Annotated in this window: 22 protein-coding genes; 9 read left to right on the top strand and 13 right to left on the bottom strand. The window is 68.9% G+C overall.

Translation table 11 applies throughout. The features are described 5' to 3' along the window. Positions 1–22 precede the first annotated feature (22 nt). From OG594_RS46450 to OG594_RS46425, 6 genes are read right to left on the bottom strand one after another with little or no spacing between them, the layout of a single operon-like run. Positions 23–748: a class I SAM-dependent methyltransferase gene (locus tag OG594_RS46450; RefSeq protein ID WP_266608997.1), complete on the bottom strand. Its 726-nt coding sequence runs from the start codon at positions 746–748 to the stop codon at positions 23–25. Beyond that, complete coding sequence (locus OG594_RS46445; RefSeq protein WP_266608996.1) at positions 735–1688, bottom strand: glycosyltransferase family A protein; 954 nt, start codon at positions 1686–1688, stop codon at positions 735–737. The genes OG594_RS46450 and OG594_RS46445 overlap by 14 nt, the downstream gene beginning before the upstream one ends. Before the next feature lie 5 nt (positions 1689–1693). Next, complete coding sequence (locus OG594_RS46440) at positions 1694–2896, bottom strand: arylsulfotransferase family protein (RefSeq protein WP_266608994.1); 1203 nt, start codon at positions 2894–2896, stop codon at positions 1694–1696. 56 nt (positions 2897–2952) lie between these two features. Further along, positions 2953–3714 (bottom strand): creatininase family protein, encoded by a 762-nt coding sequence (locus OG594_RS46435; protein ID WP_266608993.1) that lies wholly within the window; start codon positions 3712–3714, stop codon positions 2953–2955. Positions 3715–3748: 34 nt separating this feature from the next. Next, the gene (locus OG594_RS46430) at positions 3749–4702 is read right to left on the bottom strand and encodes a radical SAM protein (protein WP_266608991.1); all 954 of its coding nucleotides are present in this window, start codon (positions 4700–4702) and stop codon (positions 3749–3751) included. Positions 4703–4718: 16 nt separating this feature from the next. After that, positions 4719–5897: a radical SAM/SPASM domain-containing protein gene (locus tag OG594_RS46425; RefSeq protein ID WP_266608990.1), complete on the bottom strand. Its 1179-nt coding sequence runs from the start codon at positions 5895–5897 to the stop codon at positions 4719–4721. A gap of 271 nt (positions 5898–6168) precedes the next feature. Here OG594_RS46425 and OG594_RS46420 point away from each other — a divergent pair, with 271 nt between their 5' ends. Continuing rightward, positions 6169–7491 carry an XRE family transcriptional regulator gene (locus OG594_RS46420; RefSeq protein WP_266608988.1) on the top strand — a complete coding sequence of 441 codons (1323 nt, stop codon included), beginning with the start codon at positions 6169–6171 and terminating at the stop codon, positions 7489–7491. A gap of 253 nt (positions 7492–7744) precedes the next feature. Here the strand turns inward: OG594_RS46420 and OG594_RS46415 are convergent, their stop codons facing one another. Then, the gene (locus OG594_RS46415; protein WP_266608986.1) at positions 7745–8623 is read right to left on the bottom strand and encodes a hypothetical protein; all 879 of its coding nucleotides are present in this window, start codon (positions 8621–8623) and stop codon (positions 7745–7747) included. Between the two features lie 20 nt (positions 8624–8643). Here OG594_RS46415 and OG594_RS46410 point away from each other — a divergent pair, with 20 nt between their 5' ends. Then, positions 8644–9186 carry a hypothetical protein gene (locus tag OG594_RS46410; protein WP_266608984.1) on the top strand — a complete coding sequence of 181 codons (543 nt, stop codon included), beginning with the start codon at positions 8644–8646 and terminating at the stop codon, positions 9184–9186. A gap of 179 nt (positions 9187–9365) precedes the next feature. Here the strand turns inward: OG594_RS46410 and OG594_RS46405 are convergent, their stop codons facing one another. Together OG594_RS46405 and OG594_RS46400 are read right to left on the bottom strand one after the other, a co-directional pair. Further along, positions 9366–9920: an XRE family transcriptional regulator gene (locus tag OG594_RS46405; RefSeq protein WP_266608982.1), complete on the bottom strand. Its 555-nt coding sequence runs from the start codon at positions 9918–9920 to the stop codon at positions 9366–9368. A 6-nt stretch (positions 9921–9926) separates the two neighbouring features. After that, the gene (locus OG594_RS46400) at positions 9927–12026 is read right to left on the bottom strand and encodes a DNA-binding transcriptional regulator (protein WP_266608981.1); all 2100 of its coding nucleotides are present in this window, start codon (positions 12024–12026) and stop codon (positions 9927–9929) included. Between the two features lie 212 nt (positions 12027–12238). Here OG594_RS46400 and OG594_RS46395 point away from each other — a divergent pair, with 212 nt between their 5' ends. Then, positions 12239–12382 carry a hypothetical protein gene (locus OG594_RS46395; protein WP_266608980.1) on the top strand — a complete coding sequence of 48 codons (144 nt, stop codon included), beginning with the start codon at positions 12239–12241 and terminating at the stop codon, positions 12380–12382. 185 nt (positions 12383–12567) lie between these two features. Here OG594_RS46395 and OG594_RS46390 read toward each other — a convergent pair whose 3' ends face one another. From OG594_RS46390 to OG594_RS46380, 3 genes are read right to left on the bottom strand one after another with little or no spacing between them, the layout of a single operon-like run. Beyond that, positions 12568–14532, bottom strand: a complete 1965-nt coding sequence (locus tag OG594_RS46390; protein ID WP_266608979.1) for a DUF3732 domain-containing protein — start codon at positions 14530–14532, stop codon at positions 12568–12570. A 4-nt stretch (positions 14533–14536) separates the two neighbouring features. Next, positions 14537–15016 (bottom strand): three component ABC system middle component, encoded by a 480-nt coding sequence (locus tag OG594_RS46385; protein ID WP_266608978.1) that lies wholly within the window; start codon positions 15014–15016, stop codon positions 14537–14539. After that, positions 15009–16193, bottom strand: coding sequence for an ABC-three component system protein (locus OG594_RS46380; RefSeq protein ID WP_266608977.1), 1185 nt, complete (start codon positions 16191–16193; stop codon positions 15009–15011). The genes OG594_RS46385 and OG594_RS46380 overlap by 8 nt, the downstream gene beginning before the upstream one ends. 358 nt (positions 16194–16551) lie before the next feature. On the opposite strand from OG594_RS46380, the gene OG594_RS46375 reads away from it, so the two are divergent. The 5 genes from OG594_RS46375 to OG594_RS46355 all read left to right on the top strand — a co-directional run bounded on the left by OG594_RS46375 (position 16552) and on the right by OG594_RS46355 (position 19996). Next, the gene (locus OG594_RS46375; protein ID WP_266608975.1) at positions 16552–17406 is read left to right on the top strand and encodes a hypothetical protein; all 855 of its coding nucleotides are present in this window, start codon (positions 16552–16554) and stop codon (positions 17404–17406) included. A gap of 9 nt (positions 17407–17415) precedes the next feature. Next, on the top strand, positions 17416–17796 hold the full coding sequence (locus OG594_RS46370; protein WP_266608973.1) for a hypothetical protein: 381 nt from the start codon (positions 17416–17418) through the stop codon (positions 17794–17796). A 15-nt stretch (positions 17797–17811) separates the two neighbouring features. Next, positions 17812–18438, top strand: a complete 627-nt coding sequence (locus OG594_RS46365; RefSeq protein WP_266608971.1) for a YaaC family protein — start codon at positions 17812–17814, stop codon at positions 18436–18438. Positions 18439–18749: 311 nt separating this feature from the next. Next, the gene (locus OG594_RS46360; protein WP_266608970.1) at positions 18750–19109 is read left to right on the top strand and encodes a hypothetical protein; all 360 of its coding nucleotides are present in this window, start codon (positions 18750–18752) and stop codon (positions 19107–19109) included. Between the two features lie 87 nt (positions 19110–19196). Beyond that, a protein-coding gene (locus tag OG594_RS46355) for an IS5 family transposase (RefSeq protein ID WP_266603152.1) occupies positions 19197–19996 on the top strand; the annotation gives its coding sequence in 2 pieces (ribosomal slippage) (positions 19197–19532 and positions 19535–19996; 798 coding nt in all). Positions 19997–20047: 51 nt separating this feature from the next. On the opposite strand, the gene OG594_RS46350 is transcribed toward OG594_RS46355, so the two are convergent. Beyond that, positions 20048–22549 carry a DEAD/DEAH box helicase gene (locus OG594_RS46350; RefSeq protein WP_266609066.1) on the bottom strand — a complete coding sequence of 834 codons (2502 nt, stop codon included), beginning with the start codon at positions 22547–22549 and terminating at the stop codon, positions 20048–20050. 337 nt (positions 22550–22886) lie between these two features. On the opposite strand from OG594_RS46350, the gene OG594_RS46345 reads away from it, so the two are divergent. Further along, positions 22887–23042, top strand: a complete 156-nt coding sequence (locus tag OG594_RS46345) for a hypothetical protein (RefSeq protein ID WP_266608968.1) — start codon at positions 22887–22889, stop codon at positions 23040–23042. Positions 23043–23354 lie beyond the last annotated feature (312 nt).

The raw sequence follows: 23354 nt of genomic DNA, 5'->3' as shown, positions 1-23354 counted from the left end.
GGCGGCACTCCGATGCAGGCAATCACGACTGGTCAGGACGGAGATTAGGGGCGCCTGGCGGCTTGTGGAGCTGGAAGGCGATGAACCCGGGCTGGTGGGCCAGTTTCTCGTACACGGTCGGGTGGTGGAGGACCATCGAGTGGGCGGGTCGGTGTTCGACTAGACGGTCGACGGCGAGGCCTGCGGCGGTGAACTCGTCGAACCATGCCTGGAGGGGCTGACGCCAGTAGCGGTGGGTCATGCCGTCGGACCAAGATTCCTCGACGTGGCGGGCGTCGAAGTAGCTGCCGCCGTCTGCGAGCCAGTCCGCGGTGGGGTGGCTGGTGGAGATGATGATCCTCCCGTCGGGCCGTAGGACGCGTGTGAGCTCGGTCAGGGTGCGGACGCGGTCGTGGGCGTAGTGGAGGACCAGGGCGAGCAGGACGATGTCGAAGCTGGAGTCGGCGGCCCAGGTGAGGGGCGCGTCGAGGTCATGCTGGCGGATCTGGGCGAGCGAACCGAGGCGCTCGCGGGCGAGGCGGACCATGTCCGCGCTCTGGTCGATGCCGACGGTGTCGGCTCCGCGCGCGGCGAGCTCGGAGAGATACAGGCCCGGGCCGCAGCCGCCGTCCAGGATGCGCAGGCCGTTCACGTCGCCGAGGAGACCGAGGACGGTGGGGCGGTCGTAGTGCGCGTTGTAAGGGCTGACGGCGGTCTCGCGGGCAAAGGTGTCGGCGAAGCCGTCGTACGGTGCGTCAGCGGGATCCATGCACAGCCCCCTTCAGCGAGATGTCGGCCTCGGCACTCTGCCTCGGCCAGGAGGCGAGGCTGTGGGGGAGTAGACCCTCGAGGAGGGCAGGGTCGGGCGGGCGGTGCGCGGTGAACGTGGCGTGCAGGCCGCGGACGGCGTGTTCGTAGACGTGGGCCGAGGCGGGCAGGCCCAGGGCGATGCGGGCATCGAGTCGCTGGTCGAAGTCGCGGAACCACTGCCGGTACTCCTCCGCGAGGCCTCCGACGGCCGGCCAGCGTCGGTAGAGGGTGTCACGGGCGAGGGTGAAGGGGGTGGGGCTCGTCCGGTAGGCGGAGGCGACCGCGCCGGGGCGGGGGACCTGGTGGTAGACGCTGGTGATGCTGTCGAGGCGGGCGAAGCGATGGCCGGCGGTGTGGTGGAGGGCGAGGAGGAAGTCCCAGTCCTCGCAGTGCTGCAGCGTCTCGTCGAAGCGAACCGGTCCGGCGGCAGGATTGCGGGCGACGATCGACCCGGTGTGAATGGTGTTCGCGACCCCGAGGAACGTGGCGTCGAAGGGGTAGTCCTTGCGTGGCAGGCCATGGGTGCCGCGGGGCAGGTCCTCGATCCAGGTGGGGCTGACGAGGGCCTGGCCGTAGACGGTATCGGCCCGGCCGGTGCGCAGGGCGTCGTCGGCGGCCAGGAGGTGGTGGGGCAGGAACACGTCGTCGTCGTCCAGGAGCGCGACGTTCTCGCCCTGGGCCACGGCCAGAGCGCGGTTGCGGGCATGGGAGACCCCATGCGGGGTGTCGCCGTCGAGGAGGGTGATGGGCATCTCGCGCTGCCAGCGGGCGATGACCTGCTCGACGGGCATGCCGCCGTCGCGGGCGACGATGACCTCGAAGCGGCGGTAGGTCTGGCGGGCGAGGCTGCGCAGGGCGCGGTGCAGCGGCCCGGGGCGGTCCCGCGTCGGGACGATCACGCTGATCACAGGGCACCCTGGACGCTCTGGCCGACGTGGCAGCTGACCTGGGACTCGGCCAGGGTGCGGGCCGGCCGGTCACCGGCACCCAAGAAGCGGGCGGCGCGGCGGGGTATCGCGGAGAGGCGGTAGAACTCCGCGCGGGAACGTCCGGCGGACGTGGCGCGGGTGGAGACATGAATCGTCCACCGCTCGCGGCCGTCGCGGTCGACGATCAGGGCGCGGCCGGCCTGAGCGTCACTGATGAGGACAGTTCCGTCGTCCAGACGCTCGCAGCCGCCGGCCATCTCGCAAAACAGGCCCAGCTCGTACTGCCAGGTGATGCCCTGGGCGAGCGGGTCGATCTCCAGGACGCGGGATCGGCCGAGGCCCCGGCCATTGTCGAAGACCAGGATCGTGCCGTCGGGCTGCACGGAGGGCTGGTGCTGGCCGGACAGTTCGCCGGGCCCCCACCACCAGCGCACCGCGCGGGCGCCGAGGTCCAGAACGGCGATCAGGTTCAGGTTGCGCAGCGAGACCAAGACGTTCCCGGCCGCCCACAGCCCGGCGGGGTGGCCGGTGGTGAGGATCTCGACGGTGTTGGTGTGGAGGATGTCGCTGGGCGATCCGGGCCGGGCCCGCAGCAGGCGGGAGATATCGCGGCCCCGCCTCCAGCCGTTCGCTCCTTCCAGCCGCGGGGCGAGGGCGGCAGGGTCCGCGGTCCGTCCGGCCGCGCGATGCTCGTCGATCACGCCGGTGATCAGAGTCTCCAGCCGGGGGTCGGTGGTCAGGATCTCGTACAGGGAGTGCGCGGCCCGCAGCTGCCCGTCCGGACCGAGGACGGTGACGGAATTGTCCAGCAGGACGTGGGAGCCGCCGGTGCAGGGCACAGGACGGGGTTCCTCGGTCAGGACGTAGATCTCACCGGCGGGGCTGAGGGCGAGGTCGTGATGGGCGGGGAGATCGGCCCGCCAGGTGAGGGCGGAGTCCGGGACGAGCTTGAGCAGGGCGTGCAGCGGCACCATCGCGTACAGGCTGCCGTCGGGCCCGACCTCGACGTGGTTCCAGCCCCGCAGGTAGGACGGCGGGCTGGTCTCGATGTCGGGCTGGCCGATGGGGCTGGACCAGGCGTGGACGAGCCGCGCCCGGTCGTCGATGACGCACGCGAACGGGCGGGGATAGGAAGCTGATGGGGAGAACACGTACAGCTGGTCGCTGGAAGACGGCATCGAAGTGGCTCTCCTTCTGTGAGACGTTCCCGGGCGGGCCCGGGCGGTGTCCGGGGTCATGACGGAAGGGGTGCGGCGAACTCGCGGCGCACGGCGTCGGCGAGCTGCCGGGCGACCTGGTAGGCCACCCGATCGCCGAGCTCGGCGCCCGCCCCGGCTGCGGAGTAGACGATGCCGCTGCTGGTCGTGGTGTCGGCTGGCTGCGGGTAGAGGTGGTAGCTGATCCGGCGGGGCTGCTCCATGCCGCCGTCGACGGGCAGCCGGTCGGTGCGGACGGTGCGCGGGCTGATGTGCATGACGAGGCTGGACTCGACCATCCCGGCATGGTGGTCATCCCGGCGGGCAGTGCCGCTCTCGCGGGCGAGGGCGTCACGGAAGTCCTCGCCGACGACGTCCCACCAGTTCACGACCATCACCCGCACGCCGGGGGTCCGTTCGGTCAGGTCGCGGGCGGCCTCGCACAGGAAGCTGATGTTGTCGATGGCTGAGTTGACCAGGACCATGCGGCGGTAGCCGTGACGCGCCAGAGAGGCCAGGACCTCGGTGACCACCGCCGTGAAGGTGGCGCCGCTGATGCTGATGACGCCGGGGAACGTGCCGCCGAGCCGCTGGGAGGGTGTGGCCACGCCGTAGCCGAGGGTGGGGGCGACGTGACCGCCGATGTCGTGGGCGAGCTGGTGGGCGAAGTGGTCGCTGATCATGGTGTCGGAGCCGAGCGGCAGGTGCGGGCCGTGCGGTTCAAGGGCGCCGATGGGCACGATGACGTGGTCTTCGGGTCCGGGTTGCAGGTCGGGCCAGGCCAGGTCGCTGATGAGCACGAGAGCGGATTCCCTTCCAGAGCAGTGCGGTGGATCAGGCGTCGGTCCAGCCGAGGCTGGGGACCGTCTCGGGGCGCAGCGGGGCGGCGATCTGGAGGTTGAGGAAGTCCTCCTTATTGCCGCAGCCGCCGGCGGCCGCGCACGGAGCCCAGGGGCCGGGACGCAGCGGCAGCTCGAAGCCGTCGGTCAGGACGCTGCCCAGCGGCGGGCGCTGCTGGGCTGAATAGTTGGAGCAGCGGTAGGCCTGGCCATGGATGTCGATGAACACCGCGTCGTGGCCGGCCCTGCAGGGCATGCCCTGGCAGGACGTCAGTGCGATCAGGGCGGTCTCGGCGAGCGCCCGGTTTCCGCCGAGGCGGGCCAGGGTTTCCAGGGCACTGCCGGCCTTGAGGGCGGGAACCGCATGGGACGGATCTTGCGCGTCGGTGGGGGCGGTCGGGTCGTAGCCGAGGTCGACGTTGAACCGCAGCCCGGCTGCGCGGGCGGCCTCCTCGGCGCGGGCCACAGCGTCCACGTTGTCCTCGAACAGCAGGGCGTTGACGACGACGAAGCAGCCGAAGGTCTCCTGTGCGAAGGACGCGGCGGCGATGAACCGGCCAAGGTCGGCTTGGCCATCGTGCCAGGTCAGCCACAGAGAGAGCTTGCCCAAGTTGGCCGCTGCCTCCAGCCTGGGCAGCCGACGGGGCAGCAGGACCGCGTTGGAGACCAGCTCGACATGCTCGACGCCGCTCTGCCGGGTCAGCCAGGCTGCCTTCTCCAGAAAGAGGGGGCTCGCGAACGGCTCGCCGAGGGTGCCGAGCCGGACCTTCACCGGGTAGGGGCGCGTCCCGATCCAGGTCACCACCCTGTCGTAGACCTCGCGGTCCTCAGGCTTCTTCCAGTCGTGGCGACGGCTCTTGGCCCAGTCGCCGATGGACACGCAGTAGTCGCAGGCCAGATTGCACAGCCGCTGGCTGGCCACGTACCAGATCCGCACCGGATCATGCATAGGAGCCTCCCCCTTCCTATCCGAAGGTCGCGATCGGCCTGAAGTCCCGGCCGGGGAAGTCGCGCAGCTGGTTGTGGCAGCGCCGACACAGGAAGTCCTCCGGAGCCTCGTCGACGCCGAACACCTTGCGGCGCAACGCGACCGCCCGCTCGCCGGACATCAGCTCGTCGATCGAACCGTCCCCGACGTGCCCGAACACCTCCCGCTGGTAGTAGTCGTTGCAGCACAGGAACAGGGCCCCGGTCACAGAGATGTTCACGTGTTGCACCGGCCAGCCGCAGCCGGTCAGCCGCCCTTCCACCCGGACGCCCTGGGCGTACTCGCCGCCCAGCTCACCGGCCCGATCACACGTCAGGCTCGGGTACACCTGCGCGCCCAGCGGAACGAAGTGCCGCTCGACCCCTTCGAGGTTGCGCTCCCCACGCGCGCCGACCCCGTTGACGACGACCTGCACCGGCAGCCCGGCGCGCAGGGCAGCCTCGGTGTTGCCCACCGTGTGCTGGTAGCTCCGTGACCCGGTGAGCCCGGCGAACTCGGCCTCGTCGACCGAGGGGATGTTCACGATCAGATCCTTCAGCACCCCGCTTTGCTTCAGATCCTCGATCTTCGCCGTGGTCAGCGCGGAGGCGTTCGAGTACAGAGCCAACGGCATCCCGTGACGGGACAGGACCTCCAAGCGGCGGGAGAAGTACCGGTCCAGGGTCGGCTCGTTGAAGAACTGGAACGTCACGTACGAGGCGTCGGCCGCGGCGAGCTTGCCGACGATCTCCTCGAACAGGCCCATCGGCATGGTCCGGCGCGGCTTGGGGTCGGCCGCCACCGGGCAGGAGACGCACCCCCAGTTGCAGTGGGCCGTCACCTCGATCTCCCCGGACTCGACCCGGTACGACCGGCACAGCTCGACAGGATCCTGCAGCCACCCTCGCGCCACCGCCGCCTCCACGCGGCCGGACCCGAACCGGGCCGAGAGCTCACCGCTGTCGTGGGGACGTTCGGAGGCGTACCGCAGCAGCTCAAGGACCGCGGCATCGTCCTGCCACACGATCACCCGGTCCAGCCCTACAACCCCGAACACGGTGCTCCCCAGGGGCGGGGCGCCGACGGGGGCCTGGGGCCCGCTGCTGTCCGACAGGTACACCAGGTCCGGGCCGGTGCCCGGACGGACGCTGGAGAGGTACGGCGAGGTTTGCAGCATCACGGCCGCCGCAATCCCGGACCGACAACCTCCGTAGGTGCGCGGCAAGCCGTCTGGGCGGGCAACGGTGGAAAACGGCATGAGATGTCCCTTCAATGGCGAGGGGGACAGGCGCCAATACCAGGCACCGGCCGAGCCGACTGGTCCGATCGCTCGGAAGATCGAGCTTCGGTCAGCTGTACGTCCAACGCGATGGTCCGGCGGGGGTCCCGCGGGGGTCCCGCCTCGGGAACCACACCCTGCGGAAGACAGAGAGTGCTTGACTGACTACGTGACCGAGCACTCGCATCCGCTGGCCTACCGGCGCGCGCTCAAGAATCTGACCCGGGTCGACTTGGCGAACCTCATCGGCGCGGCGGCGCAGCGGCGAGGCCTGCGCTCGGGCACAGACAAGCACCGGGTACGCAAATGGGAGGTCCTGGCGGTCACCCCAGAAGCCGAAACGCAGGTCTACATCGCGGAAGCGCTGGGGCTGCCCGTCGAGCTGGTCGACCCCGACAACTGGCCGAACTGGCTGCCCGGAAGCGACGGAGGCGTCGTCCCCCTCGGCCCGTCCAGCACCGTCACAGCCCTGCGAGAGGCCCTCAACACAGCCATGGAACGCCTGGAACGCCGCACCTTCCTCACCATCTCCGGCACCGCCCTCACCACCCTGGCCGCCGCCTGGGCCACCAGCGGAGGGATCGCGCTCGCCGCGCAGTCGGAGGGCGGCAGACTAGTCGGCCAGGACACGGTCACCCTGCTGGAGAACACCAGCCGGCAGCTCAACAGCCTGGTCACCGAACAACGCCAACACGTATCAGCCCTGTTGGATGCCCACCTCGTCACCGTCACAGAACTGATCGCCCACAGTCGCTACGACCGCACCACCGGCCTGCGCCTCCACACTCTGGCCGCGACCCTCGCCCAGACCGTCGCCTGGCACCGCTTCGACCACGGCCACCACGCCGCCGCCAGCAAACTCTGGATCGCCGGACTCCACAGCGCCCACGCCACCGACGACCCCGACCTCGGCGCCGCCATGCTCGGTGACCTCGCGTATCAGGCCGCATGGCGCAAGGACCACGCCACCGCCGCCGGAATCCTCCAGCACGCGCTCAAACGCACCCAGCACCCCGCTGCCCGGTCCCTCCTCCACCTCCGCCTCGCCCGCACCCTCGCTGCCCAGCAGGAGAAGCAGCCCGCCCTGCGCGCCCTGGCGGCAGCTGAGCACCACCTCGGAGCATCGTCCGGCCGGCCTCTGCCAGCATGGTGCGCGTGGATGTCCGAAGCCGACCTCGCGGTCGACTCCGGCCAGGCCCTCCTCGACCTCGGCGACGCCGCCCGCGCTCACCAACTCATCGGAGAAGGCCAAGTTCTCCTGCCGGCTGCCCGTGACAAGACCCGAGGCATCTTCCTTGCCTACCAGGCGGCCAGCCACCTGAAGCTCAAGCAACCTGAACTGGCAGCCCACGCCGCCGGAGAGGCCCTCGGGCTCTCCCGCCGAATCGGTGCCCCGCGCTGCGAACGACTCGTCCAAGAACTCGTGCCCGAATTCCGGCCCTACCGCACCGCGGCCGGTGTCCCGGAACTCCTGGCCCTTGCCGCTGCCTGACGACGCGCCCGGCCGCGAACACAGGCCATCAGCCGGAACAGCCTGCTCCTGGCACTGGGGTGTCGGGGCTTCGCAGGTGTCCAACGAAAGCTGCCACAGGCGTGACGCGAAGACCTCGCGACGCGCTCACGAGGGGCCCGCCATGTCCTCTTCTGATACGGCCGGGACCGGAGGAGGCGGCCCCTGGGTCGGCGGTCGGTGGTGACACTCGGGGCGGGGCCAGTGCAGCGGCTCGGCCCGGATCTCGCACATGTCAGCTGGGCTGGTCTGGGGCGGGCTGCAGTTTCCGGCGGCGCCGGTGTTCGCGCTGGGCTTGGGCGCGGGCGCATTCGCGTGTGCAGTACTTGACGCCGGTGGTGCGGTTCTGTCCGTACTCGGCACGGCCGCGCTGCCGGACGAAGGGCCGCCGGCAGTTCTCGTTGGCGCATTCGCGGATGGTGGCGTTCTCGGCGAGGTGGTTGTAGAGCTGGAGGAACGCCACGGCGAGGAGTGTGGGGTAGCGGTCTTCGAGGCCGCCGATGCCGATACTGAAGGGCTCCAGAGCCGCGTTGAGGGTGCTGGCCAGGTCGCTGACCTTCAGCGCCAGCAGCTCCTCGCGCATGTGGTTGAGGTCGCGCGGCCACGTCTCCGCCTTGTCGCTGTTGGCGGCCTGCCACCGGGCGAGCTCTTCTTCGGTGGCCTCGGCTTCGACGAGTGCGTCCAGTCCGCCCTCGTGACGCAGAGCCAGCCAGGTGGCGATGGCGTCCTGAGCCTCGGAGACGAACAGCGTCGCCAGCTCGCCGTGAAGGGCGAACGGGCCGCGCTCGGGGTGGAGGCTGTCCGCCAGCGCGGTGAAGTGATCGTGTTCCTCGACGTCGAGGCTCAACGACCCGACGCGGCCTCCCAGATGCCCGTAGGCGCGCATCATGGCGGCGACCGCCTCGAGGTCGGCGGGGTCGAGCTCCATGAATTCGCGCAGGTAGAAGTCCTCGGGCAGCGACACCGTGCCATCGCCGGGGGAGCGGAGCCGGGGGCTCCAGACGATCCACTCGCCCTCTGCCCGCGCGTCGGTGAGGGGGCTCAACTGCGGTGCGGGAACGGGTGTTCCGGGCCACAGCGTGGGACGAAAGCGTGGGTCAACGTATGCCTCCATGTGCGGCATCATAGCCAGAGATGAGGGAATACGAAAAGAAGGCAGTTCGTATCACGCATGCAGAACTCGTCGAAGGGGGAACCACCGTGACGCAGTGGCAGCACCGCAAGGCTGTCGGGGACCTGCACGAACAGCGAGTCGCCGCCGCCTTGCGCGCCAGAGGCTGGACCGTCCACCCCTGCGGACAGGGCACCTACCCCCATGCTGTCCGCGAAGCCCTGCGCTGTACCCGCTCCGCCCTGAGGCAGTTCCCCGACCTGATTGCCGCCCGCGGTGCCGACGTCGTCACCATCGACGCGAAAGACCGCATGCCCAGCACCGACACGAGCCGCTACTCGATCAGTGCCACGACCATCAACGCCGGCCTCCACTTCACCGCCATCCATGCCCCCACCCCGCTCTACTACGTCTTCGGCGACCTCAAAGTCCTCACCCCCGCCGAAGTCCTCCACTACACCGACCACGCCCTGCGCCACTCAAGCGGCGCCTACCACCTCGTCAGCACACACCGCGCCCACCCCTTCGACGACGTCTTCGGCTCAGCCGCTGCCCAAGCTGCTTGAACGGGCAGGTTCCGGCAGGGCCGCGGTCACGTAGAGACGGCGTCAAGGAGGGCAGCCGTGCGCGGCGCGCTTCGGGGCGCATCAAGCGCGCGGCGATGGCCGTGGTGGCGGTGGCGGCGCCGGCCGCCCCCACCGCCACGGCGGCCCCGGCTTACAAGTGCGCCGGCCACCCCTTCCTCTCAGAACGACACGTCGATGTAGTCGATGTCGGTGAATTCGACTTCGAGCTGGTCGGCGCGGGTTCCGCCGTCCTTGAAGTAGACGTCTTGGAGGCCTTCGGCGACGATCGCACGCAGTTCCGGATCGGCGGCGCCGTGCTGCTGGGCGTCGAAGAGCCGCTGCGCGTAGGCGGGCGGGAGGTGGACAGTGAGGCGGCGCATGCGGCCGTCGTCGGTGGTGCCGATGGGTGCGGTGTAGCCGAACCGCGCGCGGGTCTCGACAGTGATCCCGGTGCTGACGGCGGCCTGCTTGCGCCGCCGGTTGCGCACGACCGGCTGCCACCGGGAGCGCACAGCCGTGTCGATGCGGTCCGTGATCGTCTTGGGCGGGGTCTTGCGCTCGCCGGTGCGGTAGCGCTCCACCGACCGCTGGCTCACGCCCAGCTCCCGCGCGACGGCCTTAGTCGTCTTCAGCTTGCCCATGAGGAAGTTGATGCGGCCCTTCAGCGTTTTGGGCGGTTCCCGTGTGAAGGCCTCGCGGTCGGCGCGTTCCAGGGCGTCGTCGATGTCCCCCACAGCCCGTCACTCTCCTTCGTCGGTGACGGCGTCGCCGCCCTTGATGTGCCGAGCCGGATTCAGCCCCTTCTCCATCAGGTCGACGGCCCACGCCATCTCCTGGACACCCTCGACCTTCGCCAGTCCCGGCGTCGTCCCGAGGCGGAAGGCGCCCGGAAGGGCCTTGCCGGAGGTGGTGTAGGGGAGGAAGTCGAGCGGGCTCGGTCCGGGGGAGGCATAGACGACGCAGTCGGAGAGCACGCCGAGCGGGTACTGGCCGGTGGCCTTCGCGGTGTTGGCCATCTTGCGGTGCATGTTGACCCGGGCTTTGGAGATGACCGCGGCCCTGATGTCGGGCCGCCAGGTCGGCCGCTCCAGGGCGGGCCAGCGTTCCCCGTCGCGGTAGTGGCGGCCCTGCGGTCGCTCGCGGAGCTTGCCGATGCCGCCCTTGACGGTGGCCTTGATCGCTGCGAGGACGGCCGCCATCGCGGGATCCACCTTCTTGTGGTGTTCCATCGCGGCGAGGAACTGCCGGTCGTCCAGATCGGGGGTGACGCCGAGGTCGGCGAGGGTGTCGGCGTAGGCGGTCTTCAGGCGGTCGTGCCACGGGTCCAGGTACGCACCTGTCTCCCTGCGCAGGAAGGCTTCGATCGGTGCGATGTCGTAGCCGAGTTCCTGGGCGTAGGCGACGGTGTGGGTCTGGTACCAGGCCGGACCGTCGGGCCGTACGCCGGTCGGTGTGAACGGCGAGGGCAGGCGCGGGTCCAGTTCGATGCCGGAGAGGTCGACGAGCCAGGAACCGGGGATCTTCTTGTTGAACTTCGGGCGGTGGAAGTGGTCGGGTGCGGACAGGCCGACGACCAGGCGCGCGGAGGCGGCGAGGAATGCGGTGTTCATGTCCAGGCCGACCGCGTACGGGAGCAGGCACTCCTCGTCCGTGAGCAGGTCCACGGGCCGCACCCACTGGAACGCTTCCTCGTCGATGAACCCGCCGGTCCAGCCCTGCGCGACCGGATGCTCCTGGGGCGCCTCAGGGGGAGCGGGATCCATCGGCTCGGTGCCGAGCGAGCCCGGGTTGTAGGCGGACTCCCACTCGCCGGTGCTCTCGCTCTTCACGGCCCGGGTGGGCGGCCGGAGCGCGGTCATCAGCTCCAGCCCGGAGATGGCCGTGCTGCCGCGCGGGGTGATGACCCGCCGTGCGTACGTGCCCAGCACGCGGGCGATCTCGGCCGGCTCCATCCCGGCGACGCCCGGCCAGGACCGGGAGTCGAGCGCGTCCCACGACAGGACCGCGAGCTGCACGCACTGCCGCTGCCCGGCCTTCGCCGGCCGGTAGACGCGCGCCCAGGGGCCGAAGCCGCGCTTGGTCAGCTTCCACTTCGCCCTGGTGATCTGCTTGACGACGGGGTGGTCCTCCGCCAGGCGCAGGGAACGGCGTTCCTCGTGGCCTTCCAGACGCTCCGGAAGCCCGAGCTTCACCGCGGCGGCCGCGGTCAGCACGACCAGGGGATCGGCATCCTTCCCGGCACGGTTCAGCCGCACCGCGCCGAGTCCCGACTCGGCCAGTGTCCACTCGACCAGCTGCGCCACGGTGGTGGCGGGGCAGTCGAGCACGATGCCGTCCACGCCGTACGCGGTCCCGTCGCCGTCGAGCACTGCCAACGGGCCGTGCGGGAAACGCGGATCGGCGGCGCCCGCTACGGCGGCCTTCCGCACCGGACGGCGCGACGATGTCGCCGGGCATGCGGCGGTCACCGTGGCCGGACCCACGTCTGGGACCGGTACGGGGGCGGGGGCCGGCGGGGGCTCGGCGGGCTGCTCCACGCGGCCGGTGGAGGTCTTCGTGACCGGCACGGGTGCAGGCGCGAGTGCGGTCGGTGCGGGGTACTTCGCCGCCCAGCCGTCAAGCAGTCGCAGGTATGCCTGGAGCCGCGGCGGGCGCGGTTCGGAGCGGCCGTTCTCCCAGTTCTTCACCGTCTGCGCCGTCGACTTCAACGCGGCCGCGAGCCGGGCCTGCGTGACACCCGCGGCCTCACGCAGTCGCGCCCGTTCCGCCGGAGAGGGCAATTGCGGCTCGCCCTCCAGCAGCGCGTCCACCGCATCGAACAGCTCTTCCTGACTCGGCATGACTTCACCTCCACCCCGAACCTAGCAGATTTAGCCTTCTCGATGTGTTGGATTTAACCTTGTCTGGACGTGTCATTGCTTTCGAATATGTCGCTCGTTCGGGGCTAGGCGTCCAACGACAGGTGTTGTTTGTGGCCGCCCAGGAGTGGGCGGGGGCAGGGTCGCGGGCGGGATCCGGCGGGCCTGTCGGCCGGGACGCGTGTGAGGGTGGTGTGCTGGTGGAGGGGGACTGGTGGACGGTGGAGTTCGGGGACGCGCACGCGGGCGCGGTGGGTGTCCTCGTCGGCGGTGGCGAGCCGGGTCCGGTGTACTTCGATGTCGGGAGCGGTCCGAACGTGCCGTCGACCAAGCACTAGACGGCCTACGACGGCCGGTCGCCGCCCCCGCGCTGAGGCCGTCCGGGCCGTGTGCGCGTGTGGATGGCGGGGCGCTGCCGAGTACCCGCTGGACTGGGACACGATCGGCGATCAGCCCCTGTAGTGGCCGCCCGCAACAGCCTCTGGCCTGTGTAGACCTACTAGGGCACGAAAGGCGATTCCGGTTACGGGGTGGGCTGCTCTTCGAGCCAGGTCGGGGGGATCAGTTTTTCGCCGTTGCGCCAGTTGTAGCGGACGGATGCCTGGTACCAGTCATGGGGCAGGTCGGCGTGGTCGCTGACGATCATCTGGAAGTCGGGCGCCAGTTCGTTGACGACCTGGTGCATGAGCTTGAAGAGGCGGGTCACGGTTGTGCGGTCCTCGTCCAGGGCGAGGTCTTCCAGCCGTCCCCGCTGTTTGGCCATGTCGGAGGGGTAGTACGGCTGGGTCGGCTGGTCGAGCATGAGGAAACGGGGTACCGGCCGGCTGTTCGCGACGAAGTACTGGTGGAGCGCGAGGTGAGCGACCAGGTGGTAGCCGACGTGGTTCTTGCCGCTGCCGATGCGGAGCAGTTCGGTGACGCCCTCAAGGGTGTCGGCGACCACAGTGAGCTTCTTGATGTCGAGGCGGACCAAACGGTCGCCGTGTTCGAGTTTCAGGGCTCGGGCGTGGCTGGTCATTTTGCCGCTGATGTAGCTGAGGCCATGGGTGAGCTTGTCGTCGATGGTTTCGGTGTCGAGCTGTTCTTCGAGACCTTGGACGAGCTGCTGGGCGACGGCGACGTCCGACTCCAGACGCTGGAGGTGTCCGCCGTCGGTCGTGGTGTTGATCTGACTCAGGACGGCGCTGATCCTGCCGCGGGTGTAGGCCTGGGATTCGGCCTGTCCTAGAAGCCCTGCCTGCTGGGAGCGCTGCTCGGCGATGATGCTGAGGGCGCCTTCGATGCCGCGGAGCTGTTCGCGTAGGCGGGTCGCGTGCAGCTCGATCTCACGCAGGGCCTGCTCGCGGCGCGGCTGGACGGTCTGCACACTGTCGAGCTGGCCTCGGAGGTCTGTGAGCGTGGTGTGCATGTCGGCGACGGTGGGGTCGGGCTCGGCCAGTTCGTTGCCACACAGGGGGCAGCTGTGCTCTCCGGGGAAGCCGTCGGGCACAAGGTTGAGGGCGGACAGGCGGGACATGCCACGGGCGACCGCTCCGCTGTAGCCGGCCGCCTGGGTCTCCAGGTCGTTCAGGAGCTGGCGCTCTTCTGCGAGGGAGCGCAGCTGCCGACGCAGGGCTGCGGATTCTTCGGTGAGGAGGAGCTCTTGGCGACGCTGCTCCTCGTCTGCGTCGAGCGGGGTGGGCCGGAAGGAGGAGGCCTGCTGGAGTGCCTCGATGACCGCGGCCCTGTCCGAGCTGCCGATGCTGTCATCGGCGAGGAGCCCGTGGACGCGGGCTTCAGCGAGGAGGGACTGCAGGCGGGATTCCACGCCTTGGTTTGCCTCCTGGGCGGCCTTGAAGTCGTTCTCGGTGCGACGCAGGGCTCGTTTGGCTTGGAGAAGCTGCTGCTGGAGTGCGGCCTGGTCTTCGGGGACCGCCCCGAGGAAATAGGGGATCGTGGCCTTGAGGCTCTCCGGTATGCCGCTCTCGTTCTGACGGTGGAAGAGACTCCGTTTGGACGCGACTTCGTCCTGGTTCTGCAGGCAGAGCAGGACGGCATGGCCGAGGTTGGCGCTGAGTGGGGACAGCAGGGTTCCCGGCGCCGGTTCGCTGCGGGTGTCGCCGATACCGATGCGGCGTCCGATTTGCTGGCGCAGCTGTGCGGAGTCGGTGTTGATGCGAAGGTCTGACAGTTCGGGGATTCCGAGGTCGTTGCCGACTTCGAGCATGGCGTTGGTGACGGACTTGGCGCCGGGGCGGGGTGCCGGCCGTGCGGCGAGGATCCGGGTGTCGGGCAGCTGCAGAATCACCGCGTACCAGGCGACCGTGCTGAAGATCGGGCTGATCGGGAGCGTGGCTTTGTCTCTGCCGAGGCAGTAGTCGACGATGTCGAGGAGTGCGCTCTTGCCTGTCTGTGAGGTGCCGGTGACGATGTTGAGCTCGCCGAGCCGGAAGTCCAGGACGCGCTTCTCGCCGCTCTTGCTGTAGAGGATGATCGACCGGATCTGCACCCGCTCAGGGTCTCACGCCAAGCAGTGCAAATACGGTGGAAGGGTTGTCGGACTTCGCGGTCCAGCGGCCTATCAGGGAAGCGGCCTTGATGAGGTCGGCCAGTTCGCCCTCAATGCGGGACTTCGACGGGATGGTCCCCGTGAGGTGGCCCTGCTCGACGGCGATCATCTGGTGGCGGAGCCCGAAGCGCAGGCCCTCGCGTACGGCTGGCGCCAGTGAGACGCCTCGGGCAGGAAGTCCCGCAACGAGTGCCGGGTGTTCGGCGACCCAGTTCGTCAGATGGGTGCGCGTCGAGGAGGGCAGTGCCTGCCGCGTGGGCCGGTGCAGGACCAGCGGGGCCACGACGAAAGCCATCGGCCATGGCATCCGCCTGCCGGATGCCTCCCGCTCGTAGTCGCGTGCCGCGGTGGCGGTCACCGCGGCGACAAGGGCGGGGTTGAGGAAGGCGGCGCTGGCTTGCGGCCGCTGTGTCCAGCTAGACACGTGCGGCCTGGATCAGGTTCTTCACCCGGGTCTCGAAGTCGGGGTGCCATCCGACCTTGCCCTGATCGGCCAGTTCGTGATGCTTGCCCCGGGAGAAGAACGCCTCGTCGTACGCCTCCCGGATCCGGTAGCGCGTCTGGTCCAAGGTCTTGCGCAGCAGCGCCCTGCCAGCCTGTTCCTGCTCCCGTTCCGTGGCGTCATCACCGAGGTCGTCGAGCATCCAGTCGAACTCACGCCGCCACTCGTCGGCGAGGTCGCCCTCGAATCGTGCCAGCTCGTCGAGGTCGACCAAGTCGTCTTCGAGCCAGGCCACGGTCTGGGTGTAGGCGCGGTAGTAGTCCACCATCGCCTTGTTCAGCTGGCGTCCCGCGCCGACCCAGTGCAATTGGTGGACAAAACGGGCATCGGCCAGCTCAGTCTCTGCAGCTGTCGGGAAATCCTCACGATCCACCAGCGTAGGCAGCCGGTCGGCCGTGTAGTCGTCGCGGATGCGGCTGATGCGCTGCATCAGCCGGGTCACGGACACGCTGGTGTGCCGCTTCTGCAGCATCTCTACGGTCTGCTCATACCACCACGCCCATAGCTGCCGCATGAAGGAGTCGGCGTGGCCGTCGGGGAGTGCCGCCCTCAGCTTCCGCCGGACCTGCGCGTCGAGGTCATCGATGGAAGGCGTGCCATCGATGACCCGCATCCGCCGTACGAACACAGCGCGCTGCGGCGGCGGCAGGGACAGGAAGGCCGCTCGCGCGTCCTTTGTTCCCTTGGCCTCCGACTCCTGCGCAGCGACGACGAGCAGTTCAAGAGCCTTGGCGGGCTCCGGCTGGGGTGCCCTCAGCGCTGCCATGGCTGATCCCGGCCGGGCCTGCTGAGTGGTGACCAGAGTCAGCATGGGGCCGTGTTCATCGCCGGGGGCGTGGGTGTCCATCCAGGACTGGATGGTCCGCCACACGTCGTCGTCCTTGTCACCGAGCGCGCGCACACTGCGGATGTGGTGTTTGACCTGCAGTAGATCAACGGGTCGACCGTCCTGCTCCCAGGCGACATCGTCGTGGAGCTCCAGGCTGATCGCCCCGTCCGGCCGCTCCTCTTGCCCGCGCAGCAGCTCAAAAAGGGCGAGCTGCGCCTGGAAGAGATAGCCCAGGGCGGACGCCGATGCCTCATGCGCGGAGGACGCCATGCCCTCAGTCTCCCGATGTAGATACAGACCTGTCCAGGACATCACACTAATCGAACATAATTCCGCAGCGCAGTCGAGTTCAAGGTTCCGGAGCTCCTGCAGTAGCCCAACTCGTATCTGGTGCCAGGCATGGCTGCCAGCTTTGGATAGGAGTGGGGGCTTTGCTGCTCAGCAGACAAGCTCCAGAGCGGCGTCACGATGATGACCGAGATCGGGCAGTCCGGCGCCGGTGGCCGGGGCCATGTACGACCCGAACTCCGGCGCGGCACCTCTGGACTGGTCCGGCGAAACCTCCTGACTCCCGCTCGTACGGTAAAAGCCTCGTTGGCGGGGCCGTCGCTGCCCTAGCGTCACTGGCATGAAGCAGAAAAGGGCGGTGGAGTTGGCGCCGGACGAGCTCCGGGCGGAGGCTGCGGTCAACGAGGTTCTCGGGACCTGCCGGTTCGATTACGACGACCAGGCCGAGCCGGGCAAGGCGGACTTTCTCCTTGACCCGTTCGATGGGGCTGGGCCGAAGGTCGCGCTCGAGGTATCTTCCATGACCGACCCCGGCCGCCAGGGTCTCTGGAAGGGCCTTGACCGGCACTACGACGGACCGGTCCCCGGCCTGAAAGGGGATTGGCTGGTCCAGTTCACCCCTGGAGTGCATGTCAGGAAGTCGGCCACGCCGCTGGTCGAACTTCTCCAACACCTGGAGAGGGAAGGCGTGGACAGGATCGGCCGGGACGGCTGGCCCGACAGCACCCCACCCGGTGAGTTCCCCACACCGGAGCACGCGGAGAATCTCCGCACGCTATACACCCTCAAGATCGTGAGTGCCCAACGCGTCCGGAGTGATAGGGCTTCAGGCCGGATCTTCCCCTTCGAAGTGACTGGTGGTATTGCCCGTCACACGGCCGACACGATCTCCCCCTACATCAATGCCTTCCTCGGTTCCGACCAAGGGGCGAACAAGGTCAAGAAGCTCGCCCGGTACACCGACCGCGAAGGCCATCTCTTCGTCTGGGCCGACCGTGGCCAGCTCGACGTCACCATGGCGCTCCGGCAAGGATTCGTGCCAGTCGACAGCCCCGACGTGCCGGACAGCCTCCACACCGTCTGGTTCGGCTCCCTGAACGCAGACCAGGCCGTGTACCGCTGGACGCGTTCCGGCTGGACCATCGCCGTGGTCACCTCCTGGGTACCGACTCTCGATGTCAGGGTCGAGGGATAGCGTCGGCCCATGTATATGAAGGCGGAGCCTGACGAGGCGTGGGAGAAGTTGCGGGCGAGCCGGGCGAACCCACCCGGTAAAGCGGGTGGGGGCGCGCGCCGGAAGACGTACGCGGCGGCATTGGAACAAGCCGAGCAGATGTTCCGCGCGGCCGCTGTGGTAGGCCCGGCCACTCGACCCCTGCAGGCTTTCTACGGCTTGAGCCAGGCCGGCCGTGCCATCGCCGCAGTGGCAGTCGATCTCAAGGGCGAGGACTGGCGCCTGGACGGGCACGGCATCCGAGCCAGCGGCTTCGACAAGCCCTTCGCCGACATCGAGATCCGTACCGACCCCGCGACATCGCGGGGCAGTTTCGTGCGGCTGAGCCAGCTTCTCGACTCCCCGGTCTGAGGCAAGGACGATCCGGTGCGGCTCGAGGATGTCTGGGACATGCTGCCGGTCAACCTCGAGTACCCACTCACGGACCGGAACCGCTACACCGCCCTGTACACAGACGATCGCGGCATTCACAGCGATCCCCATCCCCTACTGCATGTGCCAGTCTGCGACATACCCGATTGGGTCATCGACAATGGCGGCCGGGAGACAGCGGACGCGTTCTTCGCGAAGTACCCGGGCCTCGCCCAGCACCACGAGTACGTTCGCCGGACACCCCAGCCCGATGGGCCACCTGACTTCACCCGCTACGACCACGGCGGGGGAGAACTCCGGGTGAGCTGGCTTATGCCCCAGGGTCACGCGCTCGTCGATGAGCGACGGGAACACCTGCGCGGCCTCACACGGAGCCACGGACGGTCGCGATGGTTCTTGCCAGCGATCCCACCAACGGGCCGGGAACCGCACCTGCTGATGGCCTGGTGGTCGATCATCTACACGCTCTCTATGCTGGCCCGCTACGAGCCAGCCGGATGGGCCGGACTCATCAGCGTGGACAACAACCACCTTGCCGTCCCCATCGAAAGTCTGCTCAAGCGCGCCATCGACTTCCTCCCGGCCCTCATCGCATCTACCCTCGAAGAGGTCTCAGGCTGACGCCTGCCTGAGGATCGGGGACGGACAGGAGCACCCTCCCGGCCCCGACGCTTGTCCCCGGATGCGACCGAGGTTCATCAGCTGCTTGCCTGCCAGCAGGTACCGGCCGTGCGAGGCGCTTGCCGCCGGGCCCGTACGCGCGCCGCGGCTCCTCCATGCGCCGCTGGGTCGGCTGGCGTTCCGGACCGCTCCACGCCACAGAAGGCAACGTCACCCGCCACGATCGAGTCAAAGTTCCACGTAACCCGCCCGGTCCGCCCCGCTCCCCGCCTAGCGTCAGGCCGGGATCAATGGGTCGGCGGTGCTCTGGTGTGAGCGCTGCTGAGGCTGTACTCGAACGAATGGACCGGACTGCGATGGTGACAGCGCTGGGCGTGACAGCCGCACCGGAACTGGCAGTGCTGCGTGCTCTGGAGCGAGCGGGAAACCGGATGTTCCCACGCTCCGAGCGGGCCAGACTCAAAGGCGTCCCGCCGTGGGAGATCTACATCCACCTGCCGGCGGACCCCAGTCGCCTCGACGAGCTGCTCACCGCTGCCTGGGAGCTACCCGCGGTGGCGGGGTTTTCGGAAGAGCTCATCTCTGCTCTGGACGCCTACACCCGAACTCTGCTGGTCTCCGGCCACGCATTCGACCGAGACGACCTGCAGCGAGTCCTGGCACGCCTTTAAAGGTCTTTCACAAGGATCGAGCCCTGGGCGAGCTGCTTAGAAGTCATCTCATTTGGATGGTTGGGTAGACTGACGGTCGTGGCGGGGATTGTTGACCGGCTGGTGCCGGATGAGTTGTGGGTGCTGTTCCAGCGGGTCGTGCCGGAGGCCCCGTCGCGACCGCAGGGCGGTGGTCGGCGTCGGCATGGCGACCGGGAAGTACTCGCCGCGATCGTGTTCGTTGCCACGTCGGGCTGTACGTGGCAACAGTTGCCGACGGCGTCGTTCGGGCCGTCAGGAGCGACGGCGCACCGGCGTTTTGCCGAGTGGAGCAAGGCCCGGGTGTGGGCCAAGCTCCACCGCCTGGTCCTCGATGAGCTCGGCGCCCGCGGCGATCTGGACTGGTCCCGCTGCGCGATCGACTCGGTGAACATGCGGGCCCTGAAAAGGGGGACCTGACAGGTCCGAATCCTGTCGATCGGGGCAAGTTCGGATCGAAGATCCACTTGATCACCGAGCGGACCGGTCTGCCCCTGTCCGTCGGAATCTCGGGCGCGAACCTGCACGACAGCCAGGCCCTCGAACCCCTCGTCCGCGGCATACCGCCCATCCGCTCCCGCCGTGGCCGCCGACGGCGCAAGCCCGGCAAGCTCCACGCTGACAAGGGCTACGACTACGCCCACCTGCGGAAATGGTTACGTCAGCGCGGCATCAAGCACCGCATAGCCCGCAGAGGCATCGAGTCCTCACAGCGACTGGGCCGCCACCGCTGGACCATCGAACGCACCATGGCCTGGCTCGCGGGCTGCCGCCGACTCCACCGCCGCTACGAATGCAAAGCCGACCACTTCCTCGCCTTCGCCAGCATCGCCTGCACCCTCATCTGCTACCGAAGACTCACCAAATGAGATGACCTCTTAAGTGAGGCCGTGCGGGGCGGCTCGTGGGCCGCCCCACCATCATCCGGCAGCCCAGTGGACGCCGAGTTCGGCGAGAGCGGTGAGCTGTGCCTGGTCGAGCCGGTCGCGGCGTTGTTTCTGGTTGGCGATCCAGATGCCAACCCGGTGAGGACCGTCAGCGAGCTGTTCGATGGCGCCGCGCCCTGGCATTCCGCCTTCCCGTGCAACGTATTGCGTGAGGGCTTGGAGGCCTTTCTGGAAGGCCTTCCCGCCCGTGCGCGGCCCGGCGGCCGTGGTCGTCTTCGTCGCCGCCCTACGTGCCCGTGGGGCCTTCTGGGGCCCTACGCCGAGTTCGGCGAGCCGGTGCTGCTGCTCGTCGTTCAGCCGTTCCCAGCCCCGCCGTTGCGAAGCGAGCCACCGTCCGACGTCCTCACCGTGCCGTGTCACCCCTGGCACGATCGCGGTCAGTCGCGCACCGGAGGCGAGGAGCTGGGTGAGGTAGGCGTAGTGCCGCTGCCAGTCCACCGTCCACCCACGAGTCCCCGGGTTCCAGTCCGGATCGATCGCGGCGAGCGCGGCGGCCCGCCGCTGCGCCCGGCCGGGGTCCTTGCCCAGCCCGCCGGGGCGGCGGACGTTCGTGAGCCACTGCCCGACCTGGACGTCCAGGATGGCTGCGCCCCGGGGTGCGGCGAGGGTGCCGTGGAGGTCGTAGTAGGCCCGTGCTGCGCCGAGGTTGGCCTCGAAGCCGGCGTCGGCGGTGTCCCAGATGATCCCCAGCTCCTCCAGCTCGGCCGCCCGCTCCCCGGTCATGGCCCCGGCCCGGTACGCCCGCCGCTGATCGGACAGCCACCGTCCGAGCGGGAACGCCCCCTCGGTCTCCACGTGCTCGTAGGGGACGTCGAGGTGCCCCTCCCTCTGCCGGTAGCGGTGCGCGGCTTCCGCGCCCCGACGCCAGTCCTGCCGCTCGGTGTTGATCACCTGGTAGGTGATCCACTTCGCGATCAGCGCCGGGTCCCGTGGGGCCGCGAACCGGAGCAGGAGCCGTGACTCCTCCTCACCTTCCTCCGGCGCCTTCCCGACCGGCCGATACGGGTTCACGACCCTTTTCTGGTTCTCCTGTGGAATAGCAAGCATTTCCACAGCCTTTTCATCGTGCGCCCGAAGCCCCGCCAAGACTCGAACTAGCGGCCGGTATGAATTCGATGAAAGCATGTCCTCAGGCTTTTCGCCCTCCCGTAGAAACACGGGCACGATCAGGGTGGCCATCTTCCCTTCACCGGGTTTCTGCCGCAAAGCCCGACCGATCGCCTGCACGATGTCGACGGCCGACCCCTTGGGATCGATCAGGGCCACACTGTCCGTCGCCCGGATATCGACCCCTTCGCCCAGAACCCGGCAGTTACTGAGCACCGCCCGCCCGGCCCTGCGCCCGAAGTCCGCGAGCACGGACTGCCGGTGGGCGCCTTCGTGTTCCCCGCATAGCCAGCCCGACCACACCCGCTCCGGATGCCGGGCCGGATCCACCGTATGCAGCCTGGATGCGACCCCGTCCAGCCCCGCGGCGAAGGCCTCGGCCTCCACGGTGCGGTGGTGGAAGGTGATGGTGGTCTGCAGCCCGTGTTCGGCCATGGTCTCCAGGAGGGCGGTCTGCGTCGCGGCGAGTCGCTGTCCGCGCAGTTGCTCCTCGTACCGCTCCTCACTGTTCAGCCGGTCCGGGGTGACGACGGGGTCGGTGAGCTCCGCGACGACAATTTGATACTTCGCCAGAAGCCCTCGGGAAATGGCCGAAGCGAGCGACAGTTCATAAACGACCGGCCCGAACACTCGCTCGTCGTCCATCGAGCACGCGAGTTCCTTCGGCAGCCGGTCCCACCGCGGCCGCGCCACGTAGACCCGCCCCTCGGCTTCCGCCTCCTCACGCTCCCTGCTCTCCGCCTCCTCGGCACGCCGGCGGGCCTCCTCCTGCGCCCGGGACCGCGGGGGCCGTTCCATCCAGATCCGCGGCGTCGCGGTCATGTAGAGCCGGCGCATGGCGGGGATGACCTCCTGGCGGTGGACATCGACCCAAGCCTTCCCGGCCGACCCCGATGTACGGTGCGCCTCGTCGACAACCATCAGGTCGAACACGTCCATGGGTAGCCCGTACGCGCCTTCGTGGGCTTCGGCGATGACGGGCAGGGAGGCGTAGGTGGCGTAGACGGTGACGGGGCCGTGCCCGTGCCACAGCCCCAGCTGCGGGGCCGAGGTCGTGGTCCGGACGTCGAGCTGCCACAGCTGCGGGTCGTCCTCGAGAGAGCAGACCGCGACCGCGGGCCCGGTGTGCCCGGCGAGCCGCCACTCCCGCACAGTCTGCGTCAGGAGATCCAGGGTCGGCAGGAGCACCAGGACCCGCCCGTGCCGCGCCAGCCGGAGCGCCGCCGCGGCCGCCATGAACGTCTTCCCCGTCCCGCACGCTGCCACCACCGTCGCCCGTAGACCCGCCTCCGGAATCCGCTTCCCCGGCGGAGTATCCAGCCCCCGGACAATGGCCTCCACCGCCTCCTCCTGATGAGGACGCAGCACGATGTCACCAGACTTCTGCACTCGGCACTCCGCTGAACTCGAAGAGGCGGACAGACCCGCCGGGGAGGGGATAGCGATGTTCTCGGGATCCTACACAGCTACACACATCAGATCCGACGTGATGCACACTGACGACTGTACCGCGCTTACACCCACGACGGCGTCCGGAACAAGACATCACCAGATTCCGTACCGGAAACGAGCGGTCTCTACCGCACCTGCGGGTCACCCGTGGACGATGAAAGCGCCGACACACGGATGGGGGAGTGCCATGCAACGCAGTGCACAGGACACGACACGCCTTCTGCATCTGGTAGAGGAAGCAGCCAGAATCCGCATGGTGTGGGAGGAAGTAGCGACAATCCGCTGCTGCCAGCCGTCCGAAGAGGTGGAGGCCGCATACGCCGAGGCCGCCGCCCGCTGGGACGTCCAGGTCGACGAACGGACCGCGACCCGGTCGAGCATCCACATCAGCGGCTGCTACTGGGACTGACGAGCACAGCGACAAGCCAGCTCACCTGTCACCACTGCCAGCCGGCCCGCGGCAGCGGGCCTGGTCCTGGAGGCGGAGCCGGAAGGACCTGAAGGGGTGGGAGCGTCAGCGGACACCCCTTCGATGTCCGCGCTTGCGCGGGCATCTGGTGACGCGTCAGCGGCACCAGCCCGCCGCTTGCGGCGGGCCCTCCCACGACGGGCCGCTTGCGGCCCGCCAGATTCCCGCGCTTGCGCGGGAATCTGGCGGTGCGTTAGCACCGTGTCGCCTCCGCTTGCGGAGGCGGTTCACTATGACGCGACTTGTCGCGGC

The organism is Streptomyces sp. NBC_01214, assembly GCF_026340975.1.
Classification (GTDB): Bacteria; Actinomycetota; Actinomycetes; order Streptomycetales; family Streptomycetaceae; genus Streptomyces.
Note: the sequence above shows the minus strand (reverse complement) of the source record. Positions and strands in the feature narration are given on the sequence as shown.

Excerpts from the sequence above, each read along its gene's own strand:
- OG594_RS46410 (WP_266608984.1), top strand. The coding sequence starts at position 8,644 with ATGAGGGAATACGAAAAGAAGGCAGTTCGTATCACGCATGCAGAACTC.
- OG594_RS46375 (WP_266608975.1), top strand. The coding sequence starts at position 16,552 with ATGAAGCAGAAAAGGGCGGTGGAGTTGGCGCCGGACGAGCTCCGGGCG.
- OG594_RS46345 (WP_266608968.1), top strand. The coding sequence starts at position 22,887 with ATGGTGTGGGAGGAAGTAGCGACAATCCGCTGCTGCCAGCCGTCCGAA.
- OG594_RS46425 (WP_266608990.1), bottom strand. The coding sequence starts at position 5,897 with ATGCTGCAAACCTCGCCGTACCTCTCCAGCGTCCGTCCGGGCACCGGC.
- OG594_RS46415 (WP_266608986.1), bottom strand. The coding sequence starts at position 8,623 with ATGGAGGCATACGTTGACCCACGCTTTCGTCCCACGCTGTGGCCCGGA.
- OG594_RS46380 (WP_266608977.1), bottom strand. The coding sequence starts at position 16,193 with ATGGCGTCCTCCGCGCATGAGGCATCGGCGTCCGCCCTGGGCTATCTC.
- OG594_RS46440 (WP_266608994.1), bottom strand. The coding sequence starts at position 2,896 with ATGCCGTCTTCCAGCGACCAGCTGTACGTGTTCTCCCCATCAGCTTCC.
- OG594_RS46370 (WP_266608973.1), top strand. The coding sequence starts at position 17,416 with ATGTATATGAAGGCGGAGCCTGACGAGGCGTGGGAGAAGTTGCGGGCG.
- OG594_RS46400 (WP_266608981.1), bottom strand. The coding sequence starts at position 12,026 with ATGCCGAGTCAGGAAGAGCTGTTCGATGCGGTGGACGCGCTGCTGGAG.
- OG594_RS46450 (WP_266608997.1), bottom strand. The coding sequence starts at position 748 with ATGGATCCCGCTGACGCACCGTACGACGGCTTCGCCGACACCTTTGCC.
- OG594_RS46430 (WP_266608991.1), bottom strand. The coding sequence starts at position 4,702 with ATGCATGATCCGGTGCGGATCTGGTACGTGGCCAGCCAGCGGCTGTGC.